Genomic DNA, 17635 nt, shown 5'->3' with positions numbered 1-17635 from the left:
CCTCCATGCTTGAACACATTGACTGGACTAGCTTCACGGCGACAATGCTCGTGCTGATCATCTCGATCACGATCCATGAGTTCGCCCATGCAATCACGTCCGATAAATTGGGCGACGATATTCCGCGCCTGCAAGGCCGGATTTCGCTCAATCCTATCGATCATCTCGATCCCATGGGCACGTTCATGATGGCGGTGACGGCGATTGCGCATTTTGGCGTCGGCTGGGGCAAGCCGGTCATGACCAACCCGCGAAAGTATAAGAACCCGCATCGAGGATCGACGCTTGTCTCTCTGGCCGGTCCGGTCTCTAATCTTCTGCTGGCTCTGGTCTTCGCGGGGATCGTTCGCCTCAACTACAGCATGCATTTCATCGCGGATGATTCGCTGGCCGATGTCTTCGTCACCAAGGGCGTCGTGGTCAACTGTGCGCTGTTCTTCTTCAATTTGATCCCTGTTCCGCCGCTGGATGGGTTTCAAGTATTCCTGGGGTTCTTTGCAGAAAAACATGCGATCAGCATTCGTAACGCCATTCAGCCGCTTTCGCTCATTCTGTTCATGGTGCTGATATTTTCCGGCGTGACACGGTACATTCTATGGCCGCCGACTTATGCGCTGGTGGAGTTTTTGACGGGCTGGACATTTCAGAGATAAAGAACGATGACGATTAAGAAACGAATCCTTTCCGGAATGCAGCCGACGGGCGGCGGGAAGCTGCACCTCGGCAACCTCGAAGGCGCCCTGCGCCCGTGGACGAAGCTGCAGGACGACTATGAGATGTTCTGCTTCATCACGGACTGGCACTCGCTGACCACTGTCGCCGAGAAACGCGTCGACCTGCGCGAAGCCGCGCGGCAGACGGCGATCGATTACCTGAGCGCCGGCCTCGATCCCGCAAAGTGCGCGATCTTCCGACAGTCCGATGTCAAAGAGCACGCGGAGCTGCACCTGCTGCTCTCGATGACGACGCCGGTCGGCTGGCTGGAGCGGGTGCCGACGTACAAAGAAAAGCGTGACCTGATCAAGGAAAACGACACACAGGTGTCGTACGGCCTGCTCGGGTATCCGGTGCTTCAGACGGCGGACATCATTCTTTACCGCGCGCACGCCGTTCCCGTGGGCCGCGATCAGGCGGCGCATATCGAGATTTCACGCGAAATCGCCCGGCGCTTCAATAAGATCGTCGGCGAGGATATCTTCCCCGAGCCGCAGGCGATCATCAGCGAAGCGACGGGAGAGGTCCCCGGTCTCGACGGGCGCAAGATGAGCAAGTCGTACGACAACGCCATCTACCTTTCGGACACCGCCAAGGAAACGCAGAAGAAGATCAACAAGGCGTTCACCACGCCGACCAAGATCCATATGACCGATCCCGGCGTTCCCGAAGGCTGCGTCGCCTGTAAGCTCCGCAAGACCTACGATCCAGCAAATTATCTCACGCAGTGGGACGAATGCCGGGCGGGACTGCGGGGCTGCGGACAGTCAAAAAAAGAGCTGGCCGAGGTCATCAATGAAAACCTCGCGCCGCTCCGCGCCCGGCGCGCGGAGCTGGAAGCCGATCCTGGTTTTGTGGATCAGGTGCTGACCGAAGGCGCCGAGCGCGCCCGCGCAGCTGCGGTGGAGACGATGCGTATCGTGCGCAAAGCGCTGATGATCGGCGACCATGGCTAAGAATTTCCATCCGATTGACCTGCCGAATATCGATAAACTTTACGAAAAAGAGGGTAATACTTTTCAACGATTGCTGAACGCTTGCGTCCAGCCAGCGCCGCTCACAGCGCGCAATGTGAGCTAAACTATGGAACCTTTCTTAAAATTGGGGCTGACGCTCCTGATCGTCGCCCTGAACGGATTTTTCGTCGCGGCCGAGTTTGCATTCGTCCGTGTACGACAAACACGCATCGCTGAGCTGGTGGAGTCGGGGAACACCCGCGCTAAGGCGGTGCAGGGTCTTCTGGGCCGTCTGGATACCTACCTCTCCGCCACCCAGCTTGGCGTCACTATCGCCTCTCTTGCGCTCGGTTACATTGGCGAACCGGCCATGACCGAGGTGCTGGTCCCGCTTTTCCACGCCATCAATCTCGACAAACTTGTCCCTAACGTCCACACAATCGCAGTCGTGCTCGGGTTCGTCGTGATCACTAGCTTCCATATCATTTTTGGTGAGCTGCTGCCAAAGTGGTGGGTCATCGCGCACACCGAGGGCACGGCGCTGGGCGTCGCGCCCATCATGCGCATCTTCCTGAAGATCGGCTATCCGCTGATTGCGATTTTGGAGCACTCGGCGAAGGTCATCGCGCGCCGCCTTAATATCGAGCCCGGCGACGAGCGCGAGCAGGCGCACTCCGAGGATGAGATACTAAAGATCATGGAGCACTCGCACCGGGAAGGCGCGCTGCGCCCCTCCGAAGTCGAACTCTCCAAGAACATGTTCGACTTCGCGCACACGATGGCGCGTGAGATCATGGTGCCGCGCGTCGATATGGTTTATCTTTCGACAACCTGGACGGTCGGACGCAACGTGGAAGTCGCGATTGAGAATGGTTTTACCCGCTACCCCCTCTGTGAGAGTGATCGGGATCATGTCATCGGAATGATCCACATCAAGGATCTGCTGGCGATCGCCGGCGATCCCAAGGCGGATATCAGCACCGTCATGCGCCCGATCATCGGCATCCCCGAGACGAAGCCGATCGACGAACTGCTCAAGGAGCTTCAAAAGAGCCACACACATCAGGCGCTGGTGCTGGATGAATACGGCGGCACGGCTGGTCTGGTCACATTGGAAGACATCATCGAAGAGCTGATCGGCGAGATCCAGGACGAGCACGACGAACCGCCGCCATTTGTGACGCTCGACGAGGAAGTCCGTCGCTACTCCATCGCCGCCACCGTGGCCTTGGAGGAAGTCGCCGAGCGTCTGGCAATCCCGATCGAGAACCCCGAAGAATATGAGACAATCGGCGGCTATGCGCTGCACAAGCTGCGCCTGGCGCCGCGCGTCGGCGAGCAGTCGAACCTCGACGGTTTCCATGTCTCTATCTCCGAAGTGACCGGACGACGGATCAAGCGTTTGCTGTTCGTCAAGGAAACACCCGAGACCGTACAGGCTCAGGAAGCGGCGGACGAAGCCGCCAAGACCGCCACCCATGAGTAAGGCTCCCGAAGTATTGATCGTCGGCGGCGGCGCGGCGGGCATCATCGCCGCGCGCCGCGCCGCCGACAGCGGCGCGCGCGTAACGCTGCTCGAAAAGAACGAGCGACTGGGAATGAAGATCCTCATCTCCGGCGGCGGCAAGTGCAACCTCACGCACGCTGGCTCCATGGAAGAGATCCGGCGCCAGTTTCGCCCCAACGAAGGCCGCTTCCTGAAGCCGAGCTTTTACAAGTTCACCAACAACCAATTTCTAGAGATCCTGCACGCACGTGGTCTACGTTCGTATGTCCGGCCCGATGGACGCATTTTCCCGGTCGATCCCGCGAACGCCAAGGACGTCGTCGCGCTCCTGACCCAATATGTCGAGGAAGCCGGCGTGCGTATTCGCTACAAGGCGCCCGCCGCCGGGATTGACGTCACGGACGGCGCTGTCCAGGGCGTCCGCCTCGAAGACGGCTCGACGCTGCGCGCCTCACGCGTGATCGTCTGCACCGGCGGATCGTCCTTCCCCGCGACCGGCACCACCGGCGACGGCTGGCGCTGGCTCTCGGACATCGGCCACACAATCGTCCCCCTGCGCGCCGCGCTCGCCCCCATGTACCTTGCCGACGCCCACGTCGATTGGTCCGGCGTGGCCCTGCGCGATATCGTCCTGCGCGCCCGCGCCGGACGCGAGGGTAAGGAGATCGGCCACTGGCCCGGCGACCTGCTCTTCACACACAAAGGCGTCTCTGGCCCCACCGCTCTGGGCGTCTCGCGTGAAGTCGCAGAACGGGACGCCGGCGCGGTCACGCCGCCCAGCACCCTGGAAGCCGACACGATCCCCACCCGCTCCTACGAAGACCTGCACGCCGCGTTCCGCAAAGAGCTTACCGACAACCCGCGCCGCACCGCCGCCTCTCTTGTGGCGCCCTATGTCCCCTCGCGCCTCGTCGATCCCCTGCTCGCCGCCGCCGGCGTCGCCGGGGACACGCGCGGCTCCCAGTTTCCCGCCAAGGCGCTGAAGAAACTCGTCTCCACTCTGAAAGGCTGGCCCCTCGGCGACGTCCGCCATGTCCCCTTAGAACGCGGCGAAGTCGTCGCCGGCGGCGTCTCGCTGGACGAAGTCGATCCGCAGACCATGCACTCCAAGATCGTCTCGGGACTGTATCTCTGCGGCGAAGTGCTGGACATCGCGGGGCCAGTCGGCGGCTACAATCTTCAGGCCGCCTGGAGCACGGGATATGTGGCGGGGGACTCGGCGGCTTCCTAACCTGCCGAGTCTCCCTTGACTCCTGTCCAAGAAATCAGCCATAATATCGCCACTTAACAACTAAATCGTGCTCCGTCGTCGGTGCATCGCGGTCAACGCGATGCTTAAATGGGGAAGTTCGGTGCGTCTTTTCGAAGACAATCCCGACGCTGTCCCGCAACTGTGAGGAGGCTCCCGCCTCTCAAGCCAGAATGCCAGCCGATGACACAGCAGCGAAGCTATCGCTGCTGCTCATGCCTGCGCGCGACAGGCAGAGAGGTCCTCCCATTGATTCGTCATACCACCCTGACGGCCGCCCCGCCGTCCGTCCGTCCCAACTCCACCACCCGCCGAGGCTTCACGCTGATAGAGCTCCTCGTCGTCATAGCCATCATAGCGATTCTCGCCGCGATCCTATTCCCCGTCTTCGCCAAAGCGCGTGAGAAGGCCCGCCAAATCAGCTGCACTTCTAATCTCAAGCAATTGGGAATCGCATCCTTGCAATATATTCAGGATAACGATGAGACATGGGTTCCGGCTCAGTATGTTTATGATGGAACACACAAACAGTGCTGGTTCGGCAAAGAGACGCCGGGTGGAGCATGGGACTTAAAGCAGGGCCTCTTGCAGCCTTACATGAAGAGTATTCAAGTTGTAAAGTGTCCGTCTTGGGCGGGAACGCCTACATACGGTGATGGCAACGGGTATGGATATAACTGGGGCTATATTGGTTCGGCCCTCTATAACCAGGATGGCAGTAGTCCCGGCAACGCATACGACAATTGGCCAAACCTACTTGGACCTGTCGCTTCCGACGCATCCCTCGCTCACCCTTCCACCACGATTGCATTTGCAGACGCCGGCTTTTTGCAAGACTCCGGCGTGCGCAAAGAAACGGTCTTCATCGATCCTCCCACGAGTTGGGTAGGTTCGCCGGGAGCTTTTAATGGCTCGCCGACCATTGATTTCCGTCACGTAGACCAAGGCGCAACTCTGAACACCGCAACAGCAGGCTGGGAAGAACATGGCTTTGCAAACTTGCTATTCTGCGACGGTCATGTCAAAGCATATCAGCAGGGTCAAGTCAAGCAAGAGATGTTTTGGAGAGATTAATCATGAGCCGTATGAGCTTGCATATGGCATGCTCTACCATGCTTATTGTCGTGGCAAGCGCGTCTCACGCCGCGCCGCTCACCGTTACTGACGATCTTGGCCGCCGGATCACGCTGCCCCACCCGCCTCGGCGGGTGGTGTCGCTGGCGCCGAGTGTGACGGAGATTTTGTTTGCCGTCGGCGGGCAGGATAAGCTGGTTGCAGATACGGCGTATTGCGATTACCCAGAGGCGGCGAAGAAGATCAAGCATGTGGGCGGGCCGATGACGCCGAGCAGCGAGACAATTGTCGCGATGCGTCCCGATCTTGTGGTGATGGCCGACCAGAACATCTCGAAGCCAACGGTGGAGGCGCTGTCGCGCAAGTTCCATGCGCCGATCTATGTGACAGCGGCGGCGACCTATACTGGTGTGGAAAAGAATATTGCGGACCTGGGCGCGCTGATGGGAGATTCGAAACAAACGAAGACCGTTTTGGACGCCATGGCGCACACGCGCCGGTTAGTCGCGCATGCGGTTGCGGGCAAAGCCAAACCAAAAACGTTTCTGGTAATATGGGATTCGCCGCTGATGACCGCGTCGGGAACGAGCTTTATGGGCGATCTGGTGCGGCTCGCGGGCGGAGCAAATGTGGCGGATAAGACGCCGACGCCCTATCCCTTATACTCGCCGGAAAGCCTGGTGCGCGACAATCCGGATATTATTCTGACAGGCGCCGCCGGGACGAAGACGGTCGCGAAGGCGCCGAAGGGCCTCGCGCGGCTCCATCTGCGCGCGATCCGAGAAGGACGATGCTTTGGGGCGCCAGCGGACTGGACAAACCGTCCCGGCCCACGATTAAGATTTGGGCTGATGGAAGTGGCGCGGACGCTGCATCCAGAGGCGTTTGGCAAAATTAACTTATGAGCAACCTAACACTAATCCTTGGCGGCGCGCGGTCGGGGAAGAGCCGATATGGGCAGGAGTTGGCGACTCTGGAAGCGCAGGGGCGGCCCGTGGTGTATATCGCCACGGCGCAGGCGGGTGACGATGAGATGCGCGATCGGATCGCGCGGCATCGGCAGGACCGTCCGGCGGAGTGGCGTACGGTGGAGGAGCCGCTGGATGTTGTCGGCGTGCTGAAGCGCGAGACGGATGCGGGAGTCATACTGCTCGATTGTCTGACGTTCTTTGTCGTGAACCACATGCTAAGTTCGGGAGATCCGGCGACGTGCGAATCGGACGTCTGGGACGCCGAGGGCGCGGAGGCGGCCGTTCGGGAGCTGGCGCGAGTCGCGCAGGAAGTTTCACCAACCGTCATTGTGGTGTCGAATGAAGTGGGAATGGGACTGGTTCCGGAAACGCCGCTAGGCCGGGTGTTTCGAGATGTGGCGGGACGCGCGAACCAGGAAACGGCGGCGGCGGCGACGCGCGTTCGGTTCATGGTCGCCGGTATCCCCATGGCGGTGAAAGGGTGACCACCGTCAAAGGCTGGCTATGGGCGCCGCTGATCGCCGTGCAGTTTCTCACACGGATTCCGATACGCGGCGTTCCGGACTGGGCTTACGACGAAGCCGGCGGCAAACGCGCGGCGCTGGCGTTCTTTCCCGCAGTCGGGATACTGGTCGCGACCATCGCGGCGGCCGTATACGCTGCGGGATTGGCGCTGGGGCTGAACTCATGGGCAATTGCGATCCTTACCGTGACGGCGTCGGCAGTTGTGACGGGAGCCTTTCATGAAGACGGCTTGGCCGACACTTGCGATGCTCTGGGGCCGCATTCGCGCGAAGACGCCTTGCGCGTGATGCGCGACAGCCGGATCGGGACATTCGGCGGGGTCGGTCTGTGGATGCTGCTCACGCTGAAAGCCTCGGCCATCATGTCGCTCACGCCATCGCATCTGTGGGGCGCCATGGTCGCCGCACACATGCTGGCGCGATGGTCATCACTGCCGATGTCGATGGCGCTTCCCTACGCGCGGGAGGCAAAGGGCGCAAATGCGGGGATCGCAGCGCTCGTCACCGGCCGCGAAACGCTGATCGCCACGCTAATCACGATGTGCGTCGTTGGCGCATGGCTCAGCGTCACCGCAGGGGCTATCCTTTTTCTGTGCGCCATACTGACGATGGCCGTTACCGGATGGCTCTATCGCAATAAATTCGGCGGCATCACCGGCGATTGCCTGGGCGCCACCAATCAGCTGGTGGAAGTCGTGACCCTTCTGGCGGCGGCGCGACTATGGCATTGATTACGAAAGCAACACTTATGACGTCAACTTCATTTTCCGACTTTGTCCGATTGATACGCCCTTTTGATAAGGATGCCGCTCAACAGGCGCGGGTTCGTCAGGACCAGTTGACAAAGCCGCAGGGCAGCTTGGGACGACTGGAGGATCTTTCGATCCAACTCGCTGGGATTACCGGCAATCCCCTGCCTCGGATCGACCGGCCTGGAATTTTTGTCTTCGCCGCCGACCACGGCGTGGCGGCGCGCGGCGTGAGCGCTTACCCCTCCGAAGTCACGGCGCAGATGGTGTGGAACTACGCGCGTGGCGGCGCGGTGATCAACGTCCTGGCTCAACAGATTGGGGCGCAGCTGGCGGTCGCCGATGTCGGCGTATCGTCCGTGCTTCCGGAAGACCTGGGCATCGTACATCGCAAAGTCCGTTTGGGAACCGCCGATTGGACGCAAGGACCGGCCATGACGCGCGATGAGGCCATGCGAGCGATCCAAACGGGCATCGATATCTTCGATGCGTCCGAGGCCGATCTGGCGATCATCGGCGAGATGGGGATCGGCAATACCACCACCGCCGCCGCGCTATCGGCGGCGCTGACAGGATTGCCGCCTTCGGATCTAATTGGCCGGGGCACGGGTGTAGACGACGCGGGCTTCGCGCGCAAGCTCGCGGCGATTGAATCTGGCCTTGCGCGAATGCCAAAGACATCGGACCCGCTGGAGATCCTCTCGGAAATCGGCGGCCTGGAGATCGGAGCGATGGCGGGCGTGGCGCTCGCCGCCGCACGGCGGCGTGTCCCTATATTGTTAGACGGGTTTATCTCGACGACAGCCGGCCTGCTGGCGACGGCGATCGCTCCGGCGGTCCGGGATTATCTGCTGGCGTCCCACCGCTCACCAGAGCCCGGGCATACGCGGCTGCTGACGCAGCTCAAGCTTACGCCGCTTCTGGATTTGGGAATGCGCCTGGGTGAAGGCAGCGGCGCCGCCCTCGCTACCCCGCTGGTGCAAGCAGCCGCTGCGGTATTACGCGATGTCGCCACGTTTGAACAGGCCGGAGTTTCGGACAGGGAGTAAGATGAAATGAAGATCGTATCACTGCTGCCGAGCGCCACGGAGATTGCGTTTGTTCTGGGACTGGGAGAAAGCGTCGTCGCCGTCACCCATGAGTGCGATTATCCGAGCGCCGCGCTCACGAAGCCGCACATCACGCAAAGTATCATTCCTTCGGGACTCTCCAGCCGTGAGATCGACGAGATCGTCGCCAACAAAATCGGCGATTCGCATAGCCTCTATACGATCAATTCCGAGCTTTTGCAGGAGCTCCAGCCGGACTTAATTTTGACACAGCAGCTTTGCGACGTCTGCGCGGTGGCGTACGACGACGTGGTCTCCGCCGTCTGCTTTCTGCCGGAGCCGCGCCCCCAAGTGTTGAATCTTGAGCCGACCACTCTCTCGGATATCCTCGACAATATCCGTCAGGTCGGAGACGCCGTAGGCATCTCTGGCAAGGCGTCGGAGGTATGTGACGCCTTGCAGGCGCGCATCGATCATGTGGGCCGTATGGTCGCCGAGCATGCCCAAACGCGCCCGCGCACCCTTCTGCTGGAGTGGATCGATCCCCTTTTCTGCGGCGGCCACTGGGACCCGGAGCTGGTTCAAATCGCGGGCGGTTTCGACGCGCTGGGACGGATGCATGAGCCGTCCACCCAAATCACCTGGGAAAGTGTGCTTGAATTTAACCCGGAAGTGCTGGTCGTCGCGCAGTGCGGCTTCCCCATCGAGCGCTCGATCCAGGATATTCCGATCCTGGAAGCCCGGCCCGGCTACGCCGACCTCGCGGCCGTCCGCGACGGCCGCGTGTATCTCGTCAACGGCTCGGACTATTTCAGCCGCCCCGGCCCGCGGATCGTGGAAAGCCTGGAGCTGATGGCGTGCATGATCCACCCGGAGATCTTCGGCGAACCCGACGATCCCAAAAAGATCCTGCGGATCAATGCGCTGCTGGCGAAGTGACCGATCTTTAAGTAATTGAATGGTTTTCCGCTCAGCGGCGTCGAAACTGTTGACAAACGCTGATGGAAAGTGCTACTATATATTCGCTCTGGACGACGGGGTGTGGCTCAGCTTGGTAGAGCGCACGGTTCGGGTCCGTGAGGTCGGAGGTTCAAATCCTCTCACCCCGACCAGAGTTTTTAGGCATCCATACAGCAGATAAACAGCCCAGCATCCCTGGGCTGTTTGCATTTGTGTCACACGGAGAAAGCCTCTATGCGCTTCCCTTGCCTCGCCTTATGCTTCGTCATTTCTGCCCTGCCGCTCGCGGCGTGCGCGCAGAATGAGAAACTCCCACCTCTCAAAATCGGTTTGGACCGCACCTTCCGCCACTCCACCGCTCTGCTTGTTTCCGCTGAAGACAAATTTGCCCTCAAAGATTCCGCCACCAACACCGTGCTGGAGCGCGCTCAGGCGGGCGCCATTTATCGGATTGTCTCCAATGATGAAGGCATGACCGTGGCGCGGATCGACCACAAGCAGGATACAACCATCGCGAGCAACCTCGCCGGCCCTATCGAACTGATTCCAGAGCAGTCCACCACAGTCAAAGCCGCGCGTTTGAACGATCCGACGCCGAAGCTCACGGTTCCTTGGAAGCGGTATCATGGAGCGCTTTCGGTGCGCTTTGAGAACGACGCCACTCTTCGCGTGGTCAACATCGTCGACCTGGAGCCCTATCTTTACGGCGTCGTGCCGGCGGAGATTGGGGCGAAATCGCCCCTGGAGGCGCTGAAGGCCCAGGCCGTGGCGGCGCGCACTTATACGCTCAAGAACCGGGGCAAGCTGGCGCGCGAGGGAATGGACCTGGACGACACCACGCGCTGCCAATCGTATATGGGGATTGAGGGAGAAACGCCGTTTGTCACGGCGGCCATCGACGCCACGCACGGGCAGGTCATCACTTACGCCGATGCGCTGATCGACGCCACCTACTCCACCGACAGCGGCGGCGTCACGGCATGCGATCCCACGGGCGCGCAGCCGTATCTTCAGGCCGTGCCGGACTGCCCCGCGCCGGGAATGCCGGAATACGCCGCCGACACGCCCAAGCACAATTGGGTCTGCACGTTCAGCGGAGCGCAGATCGATCTGCTGCTTGGCAAAGATGCGCGTACAAATGTCGGGAAGGTGAAGGAATTAACCCTGGACGGCGTGGATGCGTCGGGCCGTATCACAACGGCGACCATCAAAGGCAAAGATGGGAAGGCGAAAACGGTCACGGGGCCGCAATTGCGGCAGATCCTGGGGTACGATCAACTGCGCAGCACGCTTGTCTCCATGAAAGTCCTTCAGGACGGGACTTATGAGTTCCGTGGACGGGGATGGGGTCATGGGATGGGAATGTCCCAGGTCGGCGCAGTGGCGATGGCGTCCGCTCCGTACAAGAAGAACTACAAGGACATCCTGACACATTACTATGTCGGCGTCCAGATTGTGCCGCTCAGCACGGTGAAAATCGACGCTCCGGCGCAGGCGCGCGCACCGAAGCCGCTCACTAAAGCGCGGCCGGCTGCTCCGCGCGGGTCTTAATGGCGTCGAGCAGGCGCTGCGTGTTCTCACGCATCAGCTTGGCGACCACTTTTTTGAGCAGCGGTCCGATCAGCGGAATTTCGAACTCATAGGTCAGGACGGACGAAAACTTCGTCTGCCCATCCCCTAGATCCGTGAACGTCCAATTGCCGCCGTACGATTGATAATCGCCCTTGACCTGGGTGAACTTGCAGACGCGCGCGGCGTCGTCCCAGATATCTTCTTCGGTCCATCGGATCTTCAGCTTGAAGTCCGAAGCCACCCCCACCCACTGCGTCACCGTTCGCGATCCGTCGTCGCTGCGCTCCTGCACGACGAGGCTTTCCACATCCGGCATGAATTCCGGGAAGCTTTCGACATCTTTCGCGAGAGCATAGACACGCTCCAGCGGCGCATTGACAGTGACTTCATTTTCAATCGTGGGCATAACTACGGAACCTTAAGAGAAACGACGGACTAAACCGACGACTTTGCCGGCGATCTGGACATCCTCGAAATACATCGGCTTCATGAACTTGTTGGCGGGCTGGAGCCGGATGCGCTGCTTCTCTTTGTAGAAGCGCTTGACCGTCGCCTCGCTCTCGATCATCGCGACGACCGTTTCGCCATTGTTGGCGGTCGGCTGACGGCGCACGACGACGAGGTCGCCGTCATGGATACCGTCTTCGATCATGCTGTCCCCGCGCACTTCGAGAATAAATCCGTCGCCGGAAATAAAATCGTGCGGTAATGGGAACACATCCTCGATGTCTTCGACAGCGAGCCTGGGCTTGCCGGCTGCGACAGTACCGACAATCGGCACCTGGATGATCTGCTTATGGCGCGGCGGCTCGGCGCCGCCGTCCATGCCGGGCACGAGTTTGATTGCGCGTGTCAGCACGGCGTCACGCTGGATATGTCCCTGCTCTTCCAGGGTCTTGAGGTGCGCATGCACAGTGGACGAAGAAGAGAGATTGACGGCGGAGCCGATCTCGCGGACAGTCGGCGGGTAGCCGTGGCCGTCCATGTGCTGCTGGATGTATGTTAAGATTTGTTTTTGTCGCGTGGATAACGGCCTTGGCATGATAGTGCTGAGCCTCCCTCGGGTACATCCGTTTTGGCAACGGATGTTCGAATATGAGGCATTATAGCACGGATTTGCTCGAATTGGCAAATACGCTCTGATGGATGTGTCCTAAAGAGAGGAAGCAGGCGGCCACTTTCCCAATTACTTCTTATCCGGAGCCATGAGCTGCTGGATCACATCGGGCGAATGCGAATGCGCAATGGCGGAATCGTAGGTGATGACGCCGCTCTGATAGAGGTCCAGCAGGGAGCGCTCCATGAGCTGCATCCCCTCTTTACGCCCCGTCTGCATGGTGCTGCGGAGCATGTTGGACTTGCGCTCGCGGATCTGGCTGCGGACTGCCCCGGTGCCGATCAAAACCTCGGTGGCGAGCTTGCGGCCGTCGGCATCCACGCGCGGAACGAGCTGCTGCGCGATCACCGCAACGAGGCAGGAGGCAAGCTGCGTCTGGATCTGCGCCTGCATGTCGCCGGGAAAGACATCCACGATCCGGTCTACCGTTTGCGCCGCGTCGGGCGTATGCAGCGTGGCGATCACCAGATGCCCCGTCTCGGCGGCGGTCAGCGCCATGGAGATCGTCTCTAAATCGCGCATTTCTCCCACCCCGATCACGTCTGGGTCCTGGCGCAGAATATGCACCATCGCCTTGCTGAAAGATCGGGTGTCGGAATGCACTTGCTGCTGCACGATCAGGCTCAGTCGGTTCTCATGCACGAACTCGACCGGATCTTCGACCGTGATGATCTTGCAGCGGCGCTGGCGGTTGATCATGTCGATCATGCAGTTGAACGTGGTCGTCTTGCCGCTGCCTGTCGGCCCCGTAATGAGGATCAGGCCGCTGCGCTTCTCGATCAGCTTATGCACGATCTCCGGTAGGCCCAGCTCCTGCGGGGTGCGCAGACTTAGCGGACAGACTCGGATGGACGCTTCCGCGTTCCCCATATGGGAATAGACCGTGACGCGAAAGTGACCCAGCTCTGGAATGAAAATGGAGACGCAGAGCTGCCAGTCGCGCGTGAACTCTTCTTGCTGCGCCTCGGAAAGCAGGGAGTAGATGAGTTCGCGAACGTCATCGCGCCCCAGCGAAGCGTCGGTGTCCGCGATCAATTCCCCATCGATCCGAAACATCGGCGGCAGCCCCACCACGAGGTGAACGTCGGATGCGCGGCGCTGAACGGCGCGCCGCAGCGCCGCGAGCAATCGCGTGTAGTGATTTGTCTCGGACGGCAGGCCAAGCCCGGTCATCCGGCCGTGCTGCGCAAACGATAGCTGTGTGTCCATGTGGTCGTCTCCCGGATATCGTCCGTCCCTATTTTCGGCTTCGCAAGCCCTGCCAAAGCCGCGCGCAGACCCCGGTCGCGCTCACGCGATCCAGCGCCGTCTGCGCTTCCCGATACCCGCGCCGGGCCGCCAGCGCCCGTTCGTAAAAGCCGCGCGCCAGGGAAATCTCCCCCAGCCCCTCATGCATTGTTCCCAGATGGAGCATCAGCAGCGGATTACTCGGCGCCGAGCGCGCCGCCGCCAGCAGATACGGGCGCGCCTCAGCGAACTTTCGCACTTCATTGTACGAAATCCCGATCCGCATCTCCAGCCGCCCTTCCTGGGGATCGATCTCCTGCGCCTTCAGAAAACAGCGTTTGGCGTTGGCGGCGCCCTGCCCGGTGCGCAATAGTCCGTCGCCCCGCGCATGCCACACCCAGCAGCTCGGCGAGCGCAGTTCAATCGCCTCGTCCAGACACTCCATGCCGCGCGCCGGGCGACCGCTGCGCACCAGCGCCATCCCCTTGCACGCCAGCAAATCGGGAGAGCCAAAGAACTTCTCAAGAGCGCGATCCGACCATGTCACGGCTTCGGAAAACTCTTCCAAGCAGATCAAAGATCGGACTTGCCCGATCCACGCTTCCGAAACACCTTTGTCGAAGCGCAGCGCGCGTGAATAGGCTGTCAGAGCTGGCTCGTAATGGCCCGTCTGGTACTGCTGCTCCCCCAGCTTCAGGCATGCATGGGCATCCATATTCGGCCACGGGTCTTCCGGGGTCGCCACCGCCGCCGGGGGCTGTCCCTGAAAATCTAATTTTGAAAAGCGTCCCATCGTTTTTACTCAGTAAAGTTATCGTATGATTTGTATCATATCACACTTCCGCTATGGGCGCCAGTAATATATTAGGTTTCGGCCCCTCCGCCCCATCCTGGGGAACTTGGAAAACGTGCTCGCTGTAATCTGGTCCCCCAGGATGGGGCGGAGGGGCCGAAACCCAACGGGTAGAACGAGGGCCAACTAACGTGGCGCTAGTGTGTGATGGAAGAGGCCCGCCGCGCCCGTCCATCGGCCCAGGCGCGCAAATGCGCGATCGGCTCGGCCATCGTTCTGGACAGCGGCACGCTGTCTTTGATGGATTGCAAGAGAATATTCGTCGAAAGCGCTTTCTTGGCCGAGTAGGCGTCGAACAAGCCCGCGATGACGCATTGCTCGATCTCGGCGCCGCTGAACCCCTCGACAGAGTCTGCGAGCGCCGCGATATCGAACTTCTCCGGATCGCGCCCCCGCTTTTGCAGGTGGATCCGAAAGATCTCGCGCCGCTCCCCGGCGTCCGGCAGGTCAACGAAGAACGTTTCGTCCAGGCGTCCTCGGCGCAGCAGTTCCGGAGGCAATTGATCGATACTGTTGGCGGTCGCCACCACAAAGACCGGGGCCGTCTTCTCCTGAAGCCAGGTCAGGAACGTCGAAAGAACGCGCGCGGAGGTGCCGCCGTCCACCGATCCGCTGCTCTGGCTGCCGGACATCGACTTCTCGATCTCATCCACCCACAGCACGGCGGGCGCAACGGACTCGGCGACGCGGATCGCCATGCGCACATTCTCCTCGCTGGAGCCGACCAGACTATTGAACAGCCGCCCGACATCCAGCCGCAGCAGCGGCAGTCCCCAGAACCCTGCAATCGCCTTCGCCGTCAAGCTCTTGCCGCAGCCCTGCACGCCGATCAAGAGAACGCCCTTCGGCGCAGGCAGCCCGAACGCGGCCGCCTCGGGATCAAAGGCGATGCTGCGCTTCCCCAGCCAGTCTTTGAGCACATCCATTCCCCCAAGCTGGCCCAGATCCGTGTCTGCGTGATAGTACTCCAGTAGCCCCGATTTACGGATCGTCTGCTCCTTCTCGGATAGAATGATCGGCAGGTCCTCGGCGCTGAGGCGTCCTGAAAGCACGAGTGTCTTGGCGAAGACGTTCTCGGCCTCGTTGATCGTCAGCCCCGAAGCCGCCCCCAAGATCTTTTCGCGCGACTCGGCGTCGACTTTCAGATCGCGGCCGGTGCTCTCGTTCACTTCTGAAAGTGTTCGACCCAGCAGCGCTCCCAAGTCTTCACGGTCCGGCAGGTCGAATTCCACCACCGTCACGTCTTTCTGCAGCTCGATGGGGATCTGCTGCGTGGGGGCGATGATCACCAGCGTCTTGTAGCTGTTCTTGAGATAGCTCGCCAGCTCCCGAATACGACGCGTCACGGCGGGGCTTCCAAAGAATGGGTGCAGATCGCGAAAGACATAGATTGCATTTTCCATACTTTCCAGCACATGGTCTAAAGCCATGGCGGGATCGGTGGAGCGCTCATCCGCCCGTCGCTTGCCTTCCAGCGGCGAGCCGTACGGCTGAAGCCCTCGCGCGATGGACCAGAGATAAAGCTTTTTCTCACGGCGGCGGGCGATCTGCGCGAGGGCTTCCTCGACGCGCCCCTCCTCCCAGGTCACCACATAGATGACGGGATAACGCGCCCGCAGCAGCACCTCTAACTCCTGTATCGACTTGCTCGCCATCGCGGAAACACTCCCCATTCGAATCTACTCTTAATGATGAACGATTTTACAGCAAATGCGTTTCGCGAAAACTTAATCTGTTTTTAACAGCGACTTAACATAACGCGTTTATAATAGGCCCGACCCAAAGATATCGGGATTCTCAGGAGGAACATCGCGCAATGAAGACGTCATCCTTGAAACCGTTCGCTCTGGCGGCCGTGCTGGCCGCCGCCGCATTCTATGCTCCCTCGACCGCCGCCAGCGCCGCGCATCAGCAGTACGCCGTATCGCAGCTTGGCCCCGGCCCATTGGTCATCGCAAACAACGCCGCCGTCAACGGACTGACGGTCGGTGGGCTTTCCGGTATCACGCACGCCGGTGGCGACAAGTTCTATGCGATCACGGACAATCAGGGCAGCACCCCCGCGCGTTTCTACACGCTCAACTTCCATGTGAGCAGCGCCGGCGTCTCGCTGACCCAGCAGCCGCTGGTCTCCGATGTGACGACGCTTGCGGGTTACAACGGCCAGAACTTCGACGGCGAAGGCATCTCGCTCACCAATCACAATACGCTGCTGATCTCATCGGAAACCGAACCCGCCATCCGTGAGTTCGACCTGAGCGGAAATCAAGTCCAGACGCTCCCCACACCGAGCCAGTTCCCCTTCTCCGGAGGAGGCGGCGCACACGGCATCCAGTTCAACCTGGCGTTTGAGAGCCTGACGCAGTCGCCCGACGGCGGCGTGGTCTGGACCGCCAACGAACGGTCGCTGGGACAGGACGCGACGACCACCAGCGCGATTGTCGACAACCAGGTCCGTCTGGTCCGCTTCACAAAGAACGGCGCCGGCTATGTCAACTCGGCTCAGTATGTCTATGACATCGCGCCTTACAATGTCCCCGCCGGCAACTTCTTCGCCACCAAGGGTTTGGTGGACATGCAGGTGCTGCCCGATGGAACCCTGATCACGATGGAGCGCTCTTACCGGGCCGACACCGACAAGTATGAGATCAAAGTCTACCAAGTAGACTTCGACAACGCTACGGACGTCTCGGGGCTGGATTCCCTCGTCGGCCAAACATACACCGGCGTCCATAAGAAGCTGCTGTACGATTTCGCCGACGCCAACTTCGCGCCGGACAATATCGAAGGCATCGCCTTCGGCCCGATTCTGGAGAACGGCGACCAATCTCTGGTGGTGATCAGCGACAACAACTTCAACGGAACGCAGCACACCCAGATCGCCGCCCTGCGCCTCCAGGCCGTTCCCGAACCCTCCGCCCTCCTCGCCCTCACCCTCGGCCTAGCGATGCTCGCCATCGCTGTGCTGCGCCGTCGCAGCGCCTAATCCCTCCCCTGCAAAACCGCCTTGCCTCCCCGGCAAGGCGGTTTTCATTTCAAACTTCCCGTTCCCTGAGTTATGGTATAATCCTCCTCAAGCTGCCCGTGGGACTTTGGCGCGATTTCCGTGACCA

At 60.5% G+C, this 17635-nt stretch carries 17 protein-coding genes, 1 tRNA gene and 1 riboswitch; of the genes, 13 read left to right on the top strand and 5 right to left on the bottom strand.

The genetic code is table 11. From position 1 onward, the window contains the following. Nucleotides 1-5 precede the first annotated feature (5 nt). From ABIZ35_RS02660 to ABIZ35_RS02605, 12 genes are all read left to right on the top strand, one after another. On the top strand, nt 6-653 hold the full coding sequence (locus ABIZ35_RS02660; protein WP_348218323.1) for a site-2 protease family protein: 648 nt from the start codon (nt 6-8) through the stop codon (nt 651-653). Between the two features lie 6 nt (nt 654-659). Beyond that, nucleotides 660-1670, top strand: a complete 1011-nt coding sequence (gene trpS / locus ABIZ35_RS02655; RefSeq protein ID WP_348218322.1) for a tryptophan--tRNA ligase — start codon at nt 660-662, stop codon at nt 1668-1670. Nucleotides 1671-1797: 127 nt separating this feature from the next. Next, on the top strand, nt 1798-3156 hold the full coding sequence (locus ABIZ35_RS02650; RefSeq protein WP_348218321.1) for a hemolysin family protein: 1359 nt from the start codon (nt 1798-1800) through the stop codon (nt 3154-3156). After that, nucleotides 3149-4408, top strand: a complete 1260-nt coding sequence (locus tag ABIZ35_RS02645) for an aminoacetone oxidase family FAD-binding enzyme (protein WP_348218320.1) — start codon at nt 3149-3151, stop codon at nt 4406-4408. Before ABIZ35_RS02650 ends, ABIZ35_RS02645 begins: the two co-directional genes overlap by 8 nt. 62 nt (nt 4409-4470) lie before the next feature. Beyond that, nucleotides 4471-4626: riboswitch (cobalamin riboswitch) on the top strand. Beyond that, on the top strand, nt 4610-5500 hold the full coding sequence (locus ABIZ35_RS02640) for a prepilin-type N-terminal cleavage/methylation domain-containing protein (protein ID WP_348218319.1): 891 nt from the start codon (nt 4610-4612) through the stop codon (nt 5498-5500). (Overlaps the previous riboswitch by 17 nt.) Nucleotides 5501-5538: 38 nt before the next feature. After that, a complete protein-coding gene (locus ABIZ35_RS02635; protein ID WP_348218318.1) occupies nt 5539-6405 on the top strand; it encodes a helical backbone metal receptor in 867 nt (288 codons plus the stop codon). Then, complete coding sequence (gene cobU, locus ABIZ35_RS02630) at nt 6402-6956, top strand: bifunctional adenosylcobinamide kinase/adenosylcobinamide-phosphate guanylyltransferase (protein ID WP_348218317.1); 555 nt, start codon at nt 6402-6404, stop codon at nt 6954-6956. The genes ABIZ35_RS02635 and cobU overlap by 4 nt, the downstream gene beginning before the upstream one ends. Further along, nucleotides 6953-7726: an adenosylcobinamide-GDP ribazoletransferase gene (locus ABIZ35_RS02625; protein ID WP_348218316.1), complete on the top strand. Its 774-nt coding sequence runs from the start codon at nt 6953-6955 to the stop codon at nt 7724-7726. The genes cobU and ABIZ35_RS02625 overlap by 4 nt, the downstream gene beginning before the upstream one ends. Nucleotides 7727-7743: 17 nt before the next feature. Beyond that, nucleotides 7744-8793 (top strand): nicotinate-nucleotide--dimethylbenzimidazole phosphoribosyltransferase, encoded by a 1050-nt coding sequence (cobT, locus tag ABIZ35_RS02620; protein WP_348218315.1) that lies wholly within the window; start codon nt 7744-7746, stop codon nt 8791-8793. 6 nt (nt 8794-8799) lie between these two features. Further along, nucleotides 8800-9732 (top strand): cobalamin-binding protein, encoded by a 933-nt coding sequence (locus tag ABIZ35_RS02615; protein ID WP_348218314.1) that lies wholly within the window; start codon nt 8800-8802, stop codon nt 9730-9732. A gap of 96 nt (nt 9733-9828) precedes the next feature. After that, a tRNA-Pro gene (locus tag ABIZ35_RS02610) sits at nt 9829-9905 on the top strand. An 82-nt stretch (nt 9906-9987) separates the two neighbouring features. Next, a complete protein-coding gene (locus ABIZ35_RS02605; protein WP_348218313.1) occupies nt 9988-11304 on the top strand; it encodes a SpoIID/LytB domain-containing protein in 1317 nt (438 codons plus the stop codon). Here ABIZ35_RS02605 and ABIZ35_RS02600 read toward each other — a convergent pair. The 5 genes from ABIZ35_RS02600 to ABIZ35_RS02580 all read right to left on the bottom strand — a co-directional run bounded on the left by ABIZ35_RS02600 (nt 11270) and on the right by ABIZ35_RS02580 (nt 16195). Further along, the gene (locus ABIZ35_RS02600) at nt 11270-11731 is read right to left on the bottom strand and encodes an SRPBCC family protein (RefSeq protein WP_348218312.1); all 462 of its coding nucleotides are present in this window, start codon (nt 11729-11731) and stop codon (nt 11270-11272) included. The two genes, ABIZ35_RS02605 and ABIZ35_RS02600, sit on opposite strands and share 35 nt — an antisense overlap. Before the next feature lie 12 nt (nt 11732-11743). Continuing rightward, on the bottom strand, nt 11744-12367 hold the full coding sequence (lexA, locus tag ABIZ35_RS02595) for a transcriptional repressor LexA (RefSeq protein WP_348218311.1): 624 nt from the start codon (nt 12365-12367) through the stop codon (nt 11744-11746). 144 nt (nt 12368-12511) lie between these two features. Then, nucleotides 12512-13651 carry a PilT/PilU family type 4a pilus ATPase gene (locus tag ABIZ35_RS02590; protein WP_348218310.1) on the bottom strand — a complete coding sequence of 380 codons (1140 nt, stop codon included), beginning with the start codon at nt 13649-13651 and terminating at the stop codon, nt 12512-12514. 28 nt (nt 13652-13679) lie between these two features. Further along, entirely contained in the window at nt 13680-14462 is a 783-nt protein-coding gene (locus tag ABIZ35_RS02585) for a tetratricopeptide repeat protein (RefSeq protein WP_348218309.1), read from the bottom strand. A 197-nt stretch (nt 14463-14659) separates the two neighbouring features. After that, nucleotides 14660-16195, bottom strand: a complete 1536-nt coding sequence (locus tag ABIZ35_RS02580; RefSeq protein ID WP_348218308.1) for an AAA family ATPase — start codon at nt 16193-16195, stop codon at nt 14660-14662. 143 nt (nt 16196-16338) lie between these two features. Between ABIZ35_RS02580 and ABIZ35_RS02575 the strand changes: the two genes are divergently transcribed. Then, nucleotides 16339-17508, top strand: coding sequence for an esterase-like activity of phytase family protein (locus ABIZ35_RS02575; protein WP_348218307.1), 1170 nt, complete (start codon nt 16339-16341; stop codon nt 17506-17508). Nucleotides 17509-17635 lie beyond the last annotated feature (127 nt).

This window comes from Capsulimonas sp. (genome assembly GCF_039929585.1).
Taxonomy (GTDB): domain Bacteria; phylum Armatimonadota; class Armatimonadia; order Armatimonadales; family Capsulimonadaceae; genus Capsulimonas.
This window is presented reverse-complemented; position numbering and strand designations above follow the sequence as displayed.

What these genes read in the sequence shown, in the direction of transcription:
- ABIZ35_RS02660 (WP_348218323.1), top strand. Translation starts at nt 6, where the DNA reads ATGCTTGAACACATTGACTGGACTAGCTTCACGGCGACAATGCTCGTG.
- trpS (WP_348218322.1), top strand. Translation starts at nt 660, where the DNA reads ATGACGATTAAGAAACGAATCCTTTCCGGAATGCAGCCGACGGGCGGC.
- ABIZ35_RS02650 (WP_348218321.1), top strand. Translation starts at nt 1,798, where the DNA reads ATGGAACCTTTCTTAAAATTGGGGCTGACGCTCCTGATCGTCGCCCTG.
- ABIZ35_RS02645 (WP_348218320.1), top strand. Translation starts at nt 3,149, where the DNA reads ATGAGTAAGGCTCCCGAAGTATTGATCGTCGGCGGCGGCGCGGCGGGC.
- ABIZ35_RS02640 (WP_348218319.1), top strand. Translation starts at nt 4,610, where the DNA reads ATGACACAGCAGCGAAGCTATCGCTGCTGCTCATGCCTGCGCGCGACA.
- ABIZ35_RS02635 (WP_348218318.1), top strand. Translation starts at nt 5,539, where the DNA reads ATGCTTATTGTCGTGGCAAGCGCGTCTCACGCCGCGCCGCTCACCGTT.
- cobU (WP_348218317.1), top strand. Translation starts at nt 6,402, where the DNA reads ATGAGCAACCTAACACTAATCCTTGGCGGCGCGCGGTCGGGGAAGAGC.
- cobT (WP_348218315.1), top strand. Translation starts at nt 7,744, where the DNA reads ATGACGTCAACTTCATTTTCCGACTTTGTCCGATTGATACGCCCTTTT.
- ABIZ35_RS02615 (WP_348218314.1), top strand. Translation starts at nt 8,800, where the DNA reads ATGAAGATCGTATCACTGCTGCCGAGCGCCACGGAGATTGCGTTTGTT.
- ABIZ35_RS02605 (WP_348218313.1), top strand. Translation starts at nt 9,988, where the DNA reads ATGCGCTTCCCTTGCCTCGCCTTATGCTTCGTCATTTCTGCCCTGCCG.
- ABIZ35_RS02600 (WP_348218312.1), bottom strand. Translation starts at nt 11,731, where the DNA reads ATGCCCACGATTGAAAATGAAGTCACTGTCAATGCGCCGCTGGAGCGT.
- lexA (WP_348218311.1), bottom strand. Translation starts at nt 12,367, where the DNA reads ATGCCAAGGCCGTTATCCACGCGACAAAAACAAATCTTAACATACATC.
- ABIZ35_RS02590 (WP_348218310.1), bottom strand. Translation starts at nt 13,651, where the DNA reads ATGGACACACAGCTATCGTTTGCGCAGCACGGCCGGATGACCGGGCTT.
- ABIZ35_RS02585 (WP_348218309.1), bottom strand. Translation starts at nt 14,462, where the DNA reads ATGGGACGCTTTTCAAAATTAGATTTTCAGGGACAGCCCCCGGCGGCG.
- ABIZ35_RS02580 (WP_348218308.1), bottom strand. Translation starts at nt 16,195, where the DNA reads ATGGGGAGTGTTTCCGCGATGGCGAGCAAGTCGATACAGGAGTTAGAG.
- ABIZ35_RS02575 (WP_348218307.1), top strand. Translation starts at nt 16,339, where the DNA reads ATGAAGACGTCATCCTTGAAACCGTTCGCTCTGGCGGCCGTGCTGGCC.